A 12857-nucleotide genomic window follows, 5' to 3' on the forward strand; every position below is an offset into this window, starting at 1 on the left:
CGTCTTGCGCCTTGCCAGGAACCAAAATCTGGCAAATGTCAACACGCCCTAGGAGAGGTGTTCCCAGCCGATGCGTCCCCAGGTCAAGGCGAGAATGGTCAGCGCGACGAAGACCGCTGCGGAGCCCAGATCCTTGGCCCGGCCCGCCAGAACGTGTTGTTCGGTGCCGACTCGGTCCACCACCGCCTCCACGGCGGAGTTGACCAGCTCCGCCAGGGGCACCAGCAGCCAGGTGACGGCAAGCAGAATCTGTTCCACGGCGCCGTGTCCCAGCCAGAAGGCCAGAGGCAGGATCAGCGGGGTGAGCAGAGCCTCCTGACGAAAGGCGGTTTCATGACGCCACGCCGCCGCCAATCCCTGCAGGGAGTAGCCGGTAGCCTTGAGGAGGTGACGGAAACCGTCCGGACCGAAGGGATTGGACATGGCAAGGCACTGGGCAGAAGGGAACATTACAACCGAAGAGTACCACTCCGGCCCCCGTGGGGCCAGGGGTATCACCACGGCTTGTCAAGGATTTTTGCAGGTGTGGCGGATTGTCAAGAACGGGGTCGGGTCCGGGGATACCGAGAGGTCACTCCCCAAATACCTCGTCGAGGGAGCGGGCCTCCAGCAGGCGTTCGCCCCAGGTTTCGAGGCTGGCGCCGTCGGCCTCGTCGAGGCGTTGCCGCACACTCTCCGGAAGGCTGCCGAAACGCCGGTTCAACAGACGCAGCAGAAGGGATCTCTCGCCGCGCAGCTCGCCGCGCAGCTCCCCACGCTGTTCTCCGCGCAGCTCCCCACGCTGTTCCCCGATTCGTTCGTATTCCCTGGCCCATTTTTCCACATGCCAATTCAACATGGCGACCATCTCCTGAAGGTCTTCCGGGATTGGCGGAACCGGGTCTGAGAGCCGGAGTCGCTGCAGACCCGCAAAGAGCAGTTCGTTGAACAGATGTTTGACGGGAGGCCCGTCGGGGTGTTTTTCGAACCAGGCCATCACGTCGCGCCCGGCCTGCAACATCGACCCCGGATCGGAGGAGTGTTCCAGGCGAAACAGGATGGCCGAGAGGGCCGGATTCCCCTGCAGACTTTCTTCGGGAAGCCGTCCTTCGTCAAGAGGATAATAGCGCATTTCCGGTTGGAAAGGCCATAACGCTGAATCCTTCGGCAGGTTGATCATCTCCCTCAGGCTGGGTGGCGCGTTCCAGCGGGTTTCCCCGTTGTACAGCACCAGGGCCAGCACGGGCGGCAGCCCGTCGGAGGGTTTCATCCGGCGCTCCGCGATCAGTTGCTGATGGAGCAGTCCCGTGTAGACGTTGACCCGCAAGGCCGTCCAGGGGTCAACAGTCGACTGAAACTCCAGAATCAGCAATAAAAACAAACTTCCTCCTGCCCGGAAGGGGATCTCCCAAACCACATCGCCTCGCCGCCGAACCCCTTGAAACGAGGTGAACTTGGTGTTGTGCCGACGCATTTTCGACAGATTGAGTTCCGCGAGCAGCGAAGCGTCCAAAAAATGCGCCAACAGATCCTCGACCATCCCCGGATGGGCGAATAATCGATGATAAAAAGAATCGGAGGATCGTGTCGTTTTGTGCATGCGGCGTGTCCTGGGGAAAATTGCCCATCGACCGGTTGGCAAGGGGAAAATGTTCAGCAAACGCTACCCGGTTCTCTCGTCGGGGTCAAAGTGTGGTGACAGTCTCTTGATTTTGGTGACAAAACGGACCTATGTTAATGTCTATTATTTCGCTTCCGACAGAGGGAGCTTCTTCCGTCGCCGGCATTCAGGATACTCCATATCATGCCCACGTTGTTGTTTTATGGCCTTTTCCTGGCGGTGTTCCTGGGATTGTCGGACCGACTTTCCGCCCAGGAGTCCCTGCATCTGTACTCCACCCAACTGGTGCCCATCGAGGAGGCCAGACGCTTTTCCCAGCGGATCCTCTCCGGGTTCAAGGAGGGGCCCGTGCAGTTCACCCCCCTGCACCAGTCGCCCTTCATGGCCGCCCTGTTGCGGGAACCCGTGGCGCCGAAAGGGGAGGTGGACCTGGTCGCGGGGATACTGCTCGAAGAGTTGATCCCGCTGGCGGAAAAAGGCCTGTTCAAACCCCTTCCCGAATTGGCTCAGCGCCTCCTGGAGCGCGGTGTGCCCGCCGAACTCCTGGCGGAAGCCCGATCGGGGCCGGAATCGCCTCAAGCGATCCTGCCCTGGATGCGGGCCACCTACATCATGGTGGCGCGTCGCCAGGCCCTGGATTATCTGCCCAAGGGGGCCAGCCTGCACGATCTGAGCTACGAGGAGCTGCTGCTCTGGGCCAAGGCGTTGAAGGAGGGGACCGGTGCGCCTCGCCTGGCTTTTCCCGCCGGGGAGAAGGGGTTGTTCCAGATTCTGCTGCCCGGTGTCATCCTGCCGGCTTTTTCCGGAGGGGTGGTCAACGGCTTCGCCCGATCCGAAGCGGCCTGGGATTATCTGCAACGCCTCTGGCCCCAGGTCAATCCCGATTCCACAACCTTCAACTTCATGCAGGATCACCTGCTCTCCGGCGAGGCCTGGGTGGCCATGGACCATACCGCCCGCCTGCTGGAGGTCTTTCGCACCCGACCGGGCGAGTTCGTGGCTTTTCCCGTCCCGAGGGGGCCCAAAGGGCGCTATGCCCGCTTGACCACCATCGGTCTGGCCGTGCCCGCCAACGCTGCCGACGGGCAACGCGCCATGCGCCTGGCCGATTTTCTGACCACGCCCGCCGTGCAGGAGCGGTTGCTGCTGGAGGTGGGTTTCCTGCCGGTCACCCGATTGGAAGGGGAGGCGAGTCGCGGCGATCTGGCGGCCCTGGTGGCGGCGGCCCGCTCCCAGAACGAAAACCCGGCAACGCGGCGCGTGGACAATCCCAAAGGATTGGGTGCCCGCGAGGCGGCTTTCAACTCGGTCTTCATGGCCACCTTCAGCCGCATCGTGTTGCGCGGCAAACCTGCCGATGCCGTGCTGAAGGAGCAGGGAGAGGCCTTGCAGGAGCTGTATCGGCAGAACGACGCCCCCTGCGTGGCCCCGGATCGGGTGGGGGAGAGGCCCTGCCGCATTACGCCTTAGCTTGGAGGGGTGTTTTCGGGCGATGACGGGGGGGTGGAATCCGGGCGCGGTGGCGGGCTGCCACCCTGGTTATTACGGTAAATGACGACACCCATCATTGCGGCGGAAAAACCAAATACCGTAGCGCCATAGCCTGTATGGCCGGCATAGCCCAGGTAGGCGCACAGGACCACAACGATAACCCCCAGTATCAGGGCAAACCGTTGACCCCGAGTCATCAAACGGTATTCGTTGCTTTGTTTGAGTTGCCTGGCGGCTGAATCGGACCGGATGCGGTCGGCTTCATTTCGAAGTTTGAGTTGCCTGGCGGCTAAATCGGACTGGATGCGGTCGGCTTTGTTTTGGAGAGAAAGTCGGTCGCACTCATGGCGATGGTTCTGCTCCCGCTCCGCCATGGCCAGGAGACGTTGCGGAAAATCCGGCTGGATGTTCTGATATTTCAGAAGAATGTCTGGATCGGGCAGTGGTTGGGCTTCGTGAACCGTGATGGTGGAGGAGTGATGAGCCATGGCAAAGTAGGGAGGCTGCCTGGATGTGGCATTCTCCGGACTTTGTTCGCTTCCTTCCAGGGGAATGAATTCAACGTCAGGGGGAAGCTGAATACCTGACTCAGAGGTCATTACTCATTTCCGCGAAAGCTTTTTTCAAGGAATAACCCACCTTGCTCCAGTCGGACCGCAAGGCAGCCTGATCTTGCTGGAAACCGCTTTTCTGGGGAGGTTCTTCTGTCAACGATTTTTGATTTGCACTGTTGGTGTTTGTCGTTGCGGTTTTTCTAAGTAATTTTCTTGTTTTTGCGTGATTCTTTGTATGATTTTTGGTAGTGCAAGCGGTTAGCTCACTACACACCTTCTTGTTCCGATTTTCGGAGGGGAAGAGGTTGAACGCACTTCCCATTCCCGCCAGGATCAGGCTCAAGGATTTGTTCATGTTTTCCACCTGAGGTACGTTCAGCACAGTGCCGCTACCGTTGTCTCTCTCAATTACACCATGTTCCGTCTGATTTCAATGAGATTGATTTGACGTGAGATACAGGTTCCGCCGCAGTGGGGAGAAAAAGTGGCTTACCTCCCCCCCTCCAGCAGATGTTCCACCGCCGCCACCGATTGCCGGGCCAGATCGAGGTGTCGGGCCAGCAGGGAGTCGAACGGGTTGGCTTCGCGCCGGGGGGTTGCGGCGGCCAGTTCCAGCTTTTCCGAGAGGCGCATGAGGCCGTTCAGGCCCAGAAAGGCCGCCGTGCCCTTCAAACCGTGCGCCAGTTCCCGCAGGTTGGATACATTGCCCTCCCGCGCCATCTGGCCCATGCGGAGGCACTGCTCCTCCACCTGGGCCAGAAAGCGTCGCACCAGCTCAATCAGCTCGCTTTTTCCCATGGCGCGGTGCAGTGAAATCACCGTGTCGTGATCCAGCAGGGCTTCGGAAGGAGTGGTCTCCTCTGCAACCGGTTCGCCGACCGTCTCCAGGTGGACCGCCGCCAGGGCTTCCCGCAGCCGGGGCAGGCGCAACGGTTTGGCGAAGACCCGGTTCACCCCCACCTCCCGGCACCGCTGGTAGACTTCGGTGGTGACGTCGGCGGTCAACATGAAGACGGGCAGCCCCGCCAGTTCATCCTCACGCGCCCGCAGCCGCCGGGTGGTCTCCACCCCGTCCATGCCCGGCATGCGCAGATCCATCAACACCACCTGAACCGGGCTCCATTCCAGCTCTTCCAGGGCGTCCGGGCCATTATGCACCACCCGTACCGTGTGTCCGTCGCTTTTGAGCAGATGTTCCAGCACCTCGCAGTTGATCGGTTCGTCCTCCACCACCAGAATCGACAGGGGATGCGGCGGCATGGCGTCGACCGATGTTTCAGGTTGTCGGCCCAGCGGCAGGGTCAGGCGCAGGGTGAAGCGGCTGCCCTCTCCCTTGGTGCTGATCAGGCCGATTTCGCCCCCCATGGTCCGGGCCAGCTCCCGGCAGATGGCCAATCCCAAACCGCTGCCGCCGTAGCGGCGCGTGGTCGAGGCGTCCTCCTGCACAAACGGAGAGAAGAGAGCGCATTGCCGCTGGGCGTCGATGCCGATGCCGGTGTCGGAAACCGCGAAACGCAAGACGACTTCCCCGGCCTCATGCGGTTCCGCTCCGACCTCCAGGCAGACTTCGCCCTGATGGGTGAACTTGATGGCGTTGCCCAGCAGATTGGCGAGTATCTGGCGCAGCCGGGCGGCGTCCCCCACCACGAAAGGCGGCAATCCCGTCTGAAATCGGCCATGCAGGTGCAGTCCCTTTTGTCGCGCCAGGGGGGTGAACAGCTCGATCAGCCCGTGCAGCAGGGTCGGCAGGGCGAAGGGGGCCAGCTCCAGCACCAGTTTGCCCGCCTCGATCTTGGAAAGATCCAGAATGGCGTTCAACGTGGTGGACAGATGCTCGCCGGCCTGTGCCATGGCTTGCACCTGACGGCTTTGTTTCGGGGTGAGCTCGCTTTGAGCCAGTAATTGGGTCATGCCAAGCAGGCCGTTCAGCGGGGTGCGGATTTCATGGCTCATGGTGGCCAGAAAGAGGCTTTTGGCCCGGTTGGCCTCCTCGGCCTGACCTTTGGCCTGTCGCAGGTGGCGTTTGGTGCGCCATTGCGCCAGGAGAATGCCCGCCAGCGCAGGCGTGAAGAGAACCAGAATCACCAGGGTCGAAACCAGCGCCGTGCGCAATTGACGCACCATCCGCCGTTGCCCGGAGACCTCCGCGATCAGGGCCTGATTGCGGGTCAGATAGAGGCGGGTCAGTTGGTGCAGGGCGTATGTGAGGCGGTCCCGCAGCCGGTATTGAGCCGCCGGATCCCGAAAAATCGCCGGTAAATCCTCGCTCGCCCCCTCAATCCCTTTCAACTCCTCCACGACCGTATGCAACTCGGGCAGATTTTCCCGATAAGTCGTCCAGAAACGCTCCTTTTGATCTTGAAGGTAATCGAGAGCCAGGATCAGTTCATTGCGATTGACCAGATCAGCCTCGGCGGAAACCGCGCTTGCGGCGCGTTCGGCTCGGGAGATGGCCAGCAGCAGCGCGGAGAGATCCCCCTGGCGACGCAAGGTTCCCTGGGGCAGTTCCGACTCCAGAAGCGTCAGGGAGATCCAGGCCCAGCGACCCACGATCAGACTGGACGAAATCACCAGCACAATGGCCAGGGCGGCGGTCCAGGGCGAAAAGAGGATCTGTTCGTAACGCGGTTTCAATCGGGCCTCCGGCCTGCGGGAAAAGCCTATTGTATCCTACAAGCCGCTTATTGGAAAATACCGTGTCGTTACGGCTCAAATGGGTTCATTATGCCAATTAAATATAACGGGGGGGCAAATGATTCGGATATTCCTCGCAGAAGATCATCAATTGGTTCGGGATGGATTGCGGCGTATTCTGGCGGAAGACGGCGAGTTCATCGTGACCGGTGAGGCCGGTCGGGGGCATGCGATTTTAAGCGGCCTCCAAAGTGTGCCTTGGGACGTGTTGCTGCTCGATATCACCCTGCCGGAACTGAATGGCATGGAGGTGATGACCCACATACTGCAGATCTATCCCGAACGGAAGGTCTTGATCCTGACCCAGCACGACGACCCCCTGCTGGCGCAACGCTTTCTCAAGGCGGGGGCCTCGGGGTACCTCACCAAGAACAAGGCGGCTGCGGTATTGTTGCAGGCCATCCACAAGGTGGCATCCGGCACCGGGCGTTTCATGACCCCCGAAATCGCTGAATTTCTCATGGACCGTCATCTCAATAAGGGCGGGGAACAACCCCTCCATGCCGCTCTCACCGATCGGGAATATCAGGTGATGCGGCGCATCGTGGCCGGGGAGTCCCTGTCGGGCATCGCCGCCGGCATGAATCTCGCCCTGAGTACCGTCAGCACCTATCGACATCGCATCCTCGCCAAGATGAACCTGAACAACAACGCCGAACTGGTGCGCTACGCCGTGGAGAGGGGATTGATGGCGGATTTGTGAGATCGCTTTTCGAGACGATCGTCAATGCCGCCTTCGCCCCGTGGGAAAGGTGCCGGAGGCCGGTTCGAAACAACGTGCCCGAATGGGCGGCGTCCTAACCGGGTCATGGGTTCGGCTCGGGGTGTTGGGAAAATAATGATTCACGTTTCGAGTCAAGATAGGGTATTGTGTCCGGGAATACTGCGATAACGGCGAGGTGTTGCCCGCAGAGGTGGTGGAACGTCACGGCGAACCCTTCGCCCACCCGTCGTCGGCAGTGGTCCGGGCCCGTCCGTGGTGTTTAATCCGGTCCGCGGGAAGGCGGGAGGTACGTTCAGGCTTACTCGCGGGAGGGACGGTGATTGACGTTGACCAAGAGGTTCTCAGGCTTTCAAGGGGAGACGGCATGACTCCGGGCAAATCCGGCCCCCTTTTCGGGGCGCATCCCCAAAGAACCGGGAGGGTGAACGAGGAGGGTTACGAGACGATCCCCTGGCGTATCCTGCTGATCGACGACGACATCGAGGTTCACCCCCTGACGGAGCTGATTTTTCGCAACTACACCTTCGAGGGGAGACCCCTGGCCTTCGTCAGCGGTTTTTCCGGTCGGGACGCCCGCCGGTTGATCCGGGATTTTCCCGATACGGCGGTCATGCTGCTGGACGTGATGATGGAGACCGACTCTTCCGGGTTGGATGTGGTGCGATACATCCGGGATGAGGTCAAGAACAGCTTCGTGCGCATCATTCTGCGCACCGGGCAGGCGGGACAAGTCCCCGAGGCCAAGGTGGTCGAGGAGTACGACATCAACGACTACAAGGACAAGTCGAGCCTGAGTCACCAGATGCTGATCACCTCCATGACCTCCTGCCTGCGCTCGTTCCGCGATCTGCACATCCTCAACAGCACCCGTGAAGGTCTCAACAAGATCATCCTGGGGGCGGCCAACTTTTTCGAATACCGTTCCCTCAGCCAACTCGCCTCCGGCATTCTGACCCAGCTGGTGGCGCTGATCAGTTACGACAACGGCCTCTCCTGCAACGCCGCCACGGAGTGTTTCGCGGCGACCACCAAACGGGGCAACCTGAATATCTATGCCGCTTACGGCCTCTATGAAGCCCATGTGGGGCGGCCGGTGGCGGAAGTGACCCCCGTCGAGGTCATGGAGTTGGTGGAGGCGGCGCGCTCAAGCCGATCCAGCCTCTTTTCGGCCCACCACTATCTGGGATACTTCACCACCCAGGGGGGCTTCGAGAACCTGATCTACCTGAAGGGGCGCCGCCCCCTGAGCAAGACCGATCAGGATCTGATCAACGTCTTTTCCGTCAATATCGCCTCCGCCTTCGAGAATCTCTTTCTCAACCGGGAGGTGCTCAACACGCAGAAGAGCGTGACCTTCACCCTGGGCGAGGTGATCGAGGCCCGCTCCGGGGATACCGGTCAGCATGTGCGTCGCGTGGCGGAGAGTTCCCGCCGCCTGGCCGCCCTGGCCAAACTGCCCGCCCGCGAGGTGGATCTGCTCTGGATGGCCTCCCCCATGCACGACCTGGGCAAGATCGGCATTCCGGACCACATTCTCAATAAACCCGGCAGGCTCGACGAGGCGGAGTGGGAGGTCATACGCACCCATCCCGACATCGGCCAACGCATTTTGTCGGGCAGCGATCAGGAGGTCATTCGCGCCGGAGCCATCATCGCCTCCCAGCACCATGAAAAATGGGACGGCAGCGGCTATCCCCTCGGGCTGGCGGGAGAGCGGATCCATATCTTCGCCCGCATTACCGCTCTGGTGGATGTCTTCGATGCCCTGGCCCACATCCGGCCCTACAAGGAGGCCTGGCCGCTGGAACGCATCGTCGAACTCTTCACCCGGGAGAGCGGCCACCACTTCGACCCCCGCCTGATGGCGCTGTTTCTGGAGAATATCAACGAATTCCTGGAGATTCAGCAGGCTTTCCGGGATGGCGTGGTGATTCCCGGTGGGGTGGATCCCATCGATTGAAGCCGGCTCCTCCCAGTGGTCGCCGGGAGGTGTCGGTACCGTCACTCCGCTTGCGTCGACCAGCGGGCGTGATGGGCGGATTGAAACTCTTTTTCGTAGGCATGGTAGTGCTTCTTGGCCATTTTGAGCAGCCATTTGAGATGATCACGGCTGTCCATGCCGACTTCGGAGGCCAGAATGCGGCCCTTGCGCACCACCAGCAGGCTGGGTACGCCATGGATGCGATGTCGGGCGGCGAGGGCGGCATGACGGTGGGGATTGGCCAGAATGACGCTCACTTCGTCGCGATAGTATTCGCCGAACCAGGGCAGATGCTTTTCCAGGGTGCGACAGACATGGCAATGCTCCGAAGTGAAGATCACCAGAACGAACCGGTCGCTCGACAACCGCTGTACCGCCCTCTGCAGGGATGCGTCGTCTTCGAAGGTGGCGATGTCGGGAAAGTCGCCGGGCGGAGCAATCGAGGCCATGACTTTCGACTCCAGGGGTTCGGGTGGAATGGGGATCAAGTTTATCCCACCCGGAGACAATGGAAAAGGAAGGACGTTCCGTTTGAGCGATAATATTATATACCTGTTCTTCCTCCCCCGTCTGTCAGGGAGGTGGAATGGGTCATTTCAGGATGGAGTTTGCGTAAGAATGAGGCATGTGCGAACCCTTTAGGCAAGAAGTCGTCCCCGTTCGGGCATCCTCCCCGCGTGTAAACTGCAAGAGTCCAACAAAATGAACAGGTTGAGTAGCTGGCACGGATATTGACTTGTAAAAGGGTGGGTTCACTCTTTTTCTCAAGGCAAAGGCGCCATGGAACTGCTCGAACCGCTGGCCGACGCTGTGGCCCCCCCCGTACACCCGGCCTTGGCCACACGCCAACTGGGCGCCTTGTTCCACGTCAGCCACATTCTTTCCCAATCCACCAATCCCCGCACCACCCTCAGAGGCGTGGTCGAATCCCTGAAGGAGCATGCCGGTTTGCACCACGGGGTGATCACCCTGGTCGATCCCCGTACCAGCGAACTCTACGTTCACGCCGTTCAGGGGGCTGCCGATTCGGGGCGAGGGGTGCGCTATCGCCCCGGCGAAGGCATTCTGGGGCTGATCCTGGAGGCGGGGCGTATTCTGATGGTGCGCCGGGTTTCCGAAGAGCCGCGCTTTCTCAACCGGTTGGGTTTGCTGGAAGCGGAACGTCCCTTCATCGGGGTGCCCATCCATGTCGGGGAGGGGGAGTTGGCCGGCGTGCTGGTGGCGCAGCCGGAACAGGACGATGCCGACCTGTTGCCCTATCAGGCCCGCTTCATGGAGATGGTGGCTCACCTGATGGTGCAGAACATCATCCTGGCCCGTCGGGTGGAACAGGAGCGGGAGGAGCTGGTGGCCCAACGGGATCGCCTGATCCAGGAGGTGCGGCAACGCTACACCCTGGACAACATGGTCGGGGATTCCCCCGCCATGCGGCAGGTCTACGACCTGGTGCGTCTGGTGGCCAAATGGGACACCACGGTGCTGATCCGGGGCGAATCGGGCACCGGCAAGGAGCTGATCGCCCACGCCATCCACTACAACTCCCCGCGAGTGCGGCAACCTTTGGTAAAGCTCAACTGCGCCGCTCTGCCCGACTCCCTCCTGGAGTCGGAGCTGTTCGGTCACGAAAAGGGAGCCTTTACCGGCGCGGCCACCACCCGCAAAGGGCGTTTCGAACTGGCTCACGGCGGCACCCTCTTTCTGGACGAGTTGGGAGAGATCTCCCCGTCGTTTCAGGCCAAACTGTTGCGGGTGCTGCAGGAGGGGGAGTTCGAACGGGTGGGCGGCGAAAACCCCATCCGTGTCAACGTGCGCATCGTGGCGGCGACCAATCGCCATCTGGAAAAGGCGGTGGCGGATGGGAGTTTCCGCAGTGATCTCTATTACCGGCTCAACGTCATGGCCATCGAAGTGCCTTCGCTGCGGGAGCGGCGGGAGGATATTCCCGATCTGTCCCGTTTTCTGACCGCCAAGATGGCCAAACGCCAGGGGCGTGACCTGAAGCTGGCCGACGACGCCATCCGCCTGCTGATGCACTACCATTGGCCGGGCAACGTGCGGGAGCTGGAAAACTGCCTGGAACGGGCGGCGGTGATGTCGCCACGCGGGCTCATCGAGGCTCGCCACATCCTGCTGCCCAGCCAGTCCCCGGCGGTCCTTCCGCCTCCCCCCCCGCTGGAGGAAGAGACGGAGCTGGCGGAGTTAAGCGATCAGGAGATGGCCGGGGAACGGGAACGGGTGGTGAGTGCCTTGCGCAAGGCCGGATGGGTCAAAGCCAAGGCCGCACGCCTGCTGGGCCTGACCCCCCGTCAGGTGGCTTACCGGGTCAAGATCCTGGGTATTGCCACGGAATCGTTTTGAGGTCCGCGCACCGTCCTTCGGGACGGGTCCGACAGATGATCGTGGCCACACCGGACGCCCGACCGGGGAGACAGCTCAGTCCGCCAGCAGTTCGTCCAATGATCGGGCGTCGAAAATCCGGTCGGCCCAGTGATCGAGGGTGGCGGGGGTGGCCTCGCCGACTTGCCGGACCACCTGCTCCGGAAGCTTGCCGAAACGACGCTCCATCTGTTTCAGCAGAAAAGCCACCTCGCCTTTCTGCAGGCCTTCCTGCAGGCCTTTCTGCAGGCCTTCCTGCAGGCCTTTCTGCAGGCCTTCCTGCAGGCCTTCCTTCCGGCCTTCCTGCCGGACGTTGTCCACTACCCATTTCGGGGGTTTTTTGGATAGGACTGATTCGGCGAATTGGGACATCATTTTTTCCTCCTCCTCCGGCAGAACTCCCCGGATGATTTCGCGTAAATCCTCTTCTTGGAAGCCACGAAACGCCTCGACCATGTAATGCAGGAAGATCGGCACATCCTGGGGAGTCCGGGAGAAGGCCTCGATGAAAATGGATTTCATCTCCTTCTGTTGTCCCTCCCGCATGGCGTATTTGGCGACCAGCAGCCAGGCACGCAGCCGAGGATTCCGGGAGAGCGTCCTGTCTTCGATCTGACCGAGGTTCATCAAGGTGTAGCGGAAATTCAGCAGATGGGGCCGCCACTCCTCTTCCGCGTCCACCAGGGCGAAAAACTCCTCCGCGATGCGCCACTCCTGAAGCCCGTGATAAAAAACCAGGGGCACGATGGCCGGAAGCAGCCTCCAATCGGGATGTTCCCGTTCCCACTGTTCGAGAGTCCGGACCAGATAGCGCAACAACTGCCAGGCCACCTGCCGTTCCGGAAAGCTCTTGTTTTCGATCAGACAGTAGAGTAGCACCTCCCGCCCGGAGAGCGTTCTGGCCCGATAGAGCCTGTCCGCCAGGTACTCCCGAAGGGTCTCGTCGACGAAGGTGCCTTCCACCAGCTCCGGGGCTTCGTCGGAGAGCCGTTCCGCGATGACCGGGGGCAACCGTTCGCGCAGGAGGGTTCCCGCCGATTCGGGATCGGAGAGCAGGGCCTTGACGAAACGATCGTGGGGGTGGGCGATGTCCGTCATGTTGCCAAGTCCACCTTCCGTGCCGTCCGGGAGAGTTCCTGCCGTTTCCGTAAGCCATGATATCGGTATTTTCCAGGAAAAAGCCCCGTCCGTCCAGCCAAAAATCGGGCCGGGCCGTTGCCCTGTGCGAAAGCGGACAAGAAGGAGGGGCTTTGTCCGGTTACGGACCAGGGCCTTTTTAATAAACAGAGCAATTACAATAAATTATGTGTGGCACTCCGGTTGCTTTGCAATACGGAAAGAGCGGCGTCGAACCGGAAGGAGTACAGCAGATGTGCCATTCCCTCTCCCTGGAAGAGTCCACCCGGCAGCATCCCTGTTATGGCGAGGAGGCGGCTC

At 60.9% G+C, this 12857-nt stretch carries 11 protein-coding genes; 4 read left to right on the plus strand and 7 right to left on the minus strand.

Features of this window, described 5'->3' with window-relative positions; all coding sequences use genetic code 11:
* Positions 1-48: 48 nt before the first annotated feature.
* Together HQL56_12890 and HQL56_12895 are read right to left on the minus strand one after the other, a co-directional pair.
* Entirely contained in the window at positions 49-423 is a 375-nt protein-coding gene (locus tag HQL56_12890; GenBank protein MBF0310415.1) for a diacylglycerol kinase, read from the minus strand.
* A gap of 148 nt (positions 424-571) precedes the next feature.
* Positions 572-1579 carry an Rpn family recombination-promoting nuclease/putative transposase gene (locus HQL56_12895; GenBank protein ID MBF0310416.1) on the minus strand — a complete coding sequence of 336 codons (1008 nt, stop codon included), beginning with the start codon at positions 1577-1579 and terminating at the stop codon, positions 572-574.
* A gap of 204 nt (positions 1580-1783) precedes the next feature.
* On the opposite strand from HQL56_12895, the gene HQL56_12900 reads away from it, so the two are divergent.
* Positions 1784-3070 carry an extracellular solute-binding protein gene (locus tag HQL56_12900; protein ID MBF0310417.1) on the plus strand — a complete coding sequence of 429 codons (1287 nt, stop codon included), beginning with the start codon at positions 1784-1786 and terminating at the stop codon, positions 3068-3070.
* Here HQL56_12900 and HQL56_12905 read toward each other — a convergent pair.
* From HQL56_12905 to HQL56_12915, 3 genes are all read right to left on the minus strand, one after another.
* On the minus strand, positions 3067-3690 hold the full coding sequence (locus HQL56_12905) for a DUF2335 domain-containing protein (GenBank protein ID MBF0310418.1): 624 nt from the start codon (positions 3688-3690) through the stop codon (positions 3067-3069). The two genes, HQL56_12900 and HQL56_12905, sit on opposite strands and share 4 nt — an antisense overlap.
* Positions 3680-4000 (minus strand): hypothetical protein, encoded by a 321-nt coding sequence (locus HQL56_12910; GenBank protein ID MBF0310419.1) that lies wholly within the window; start codon positions 3998-4000, stop codon positions 3680-3682. The genes HQL56_12905 and HQL56_12910 overlap by 11 nt, the downstream gene beginning before the upstream one ends.
* Before the next feature lie 134 nt (positions 4001-4134).
* A complete protein-coding gene (locus tag HQL56_12915) occupies positions 4135-6279 on the minus strand; it encodes a response regulator (GenBank protein MBF0310420.1) in 2145 nt (714 codons plus the stop codon).
* A 118-nt stretch (positions 6280-6397) separates the two neighbouring features.
* Between HQL56_12915 and HQL56_12920 the strand changes: the two genes are divergently transcribed.
* Both HQL56_12920 and HQL56_12925 read left to right on the plus strand, forming a co-directional pair.
* A complete protein-coding gene (locus tag HQL56_12920) occupies positions 6398-7042 on the plus strand; it encodes a response regulator transcription factor (protein MBF0310421.1) in 645 nt (214 codons plus the stop codon).
* 385 nt (positions 7043-7427) lie between these two features.
* Positions 7428-9023 (plus strand): DUF3369 domain-containing protein, encoded by a 1596-nt coding sequence (locus HQL56_12925; protein ID MBF0310422.1) that lies wholly within the window; start codon positions 7428-7430, stop codon positions 9021-9023.
* Positions 9024-9064: 41 nt separating this feature from the next.
* On the opposite strand, the gene HQL56_12930 is transcribed toward HQL56_12925, so the two are convergent.
* Positions 9065-9493, minus strand: a complete 429-nt coding sequence (locus tag HQL56_12930; protein MBF0310423.1) for a thioredoxin family protein — start codon at positions 9491-9493, stop codon at positions 9065-9067.
* Positions 9494-9824: 331 nt separating this feature from the next.
* On the opposite strand from HQL56_12930, the gene nifA reads away from it, so the two are divergent.
* Complete coding sequence (nifA, locus tag HQL56_12935; GenBank protein ID MBF0310424.1) at positions 9825-11402, plus strand: nif-specific transcriptional activator NifA; 1578 nt, start codon at positions 9825-9827, stop codon at positions 11400-11402.
* A gap of 75 nt (positions 11403-11477) precedes the next feature.
* Here nifA and HQL56_12940 read toward each other — a convergent pair whose 3' ends face one another.
* Positions 11478-12518, minus strand: a complete 1041-nt coding sequence (locus HQL56_12940; GenBank protein ID MBF0310425.1) for an Rpn family recombination-promoting nuclease/putative transposase — start codon at positions 12516-12518, stop codon at positions 11478-11480.
* Positions 12519-12857 lie beyond the last annotated feature (339 nt).

The sequence above is a fragment of the Magnetococcales bacterium genome, from assembly GCA_015231925.1.
Classification (GTDB): Bacteria; Pseudomonadota; Magnetococcia; order Magnetococcales; family JADGAQ01; genus JADGAQ01.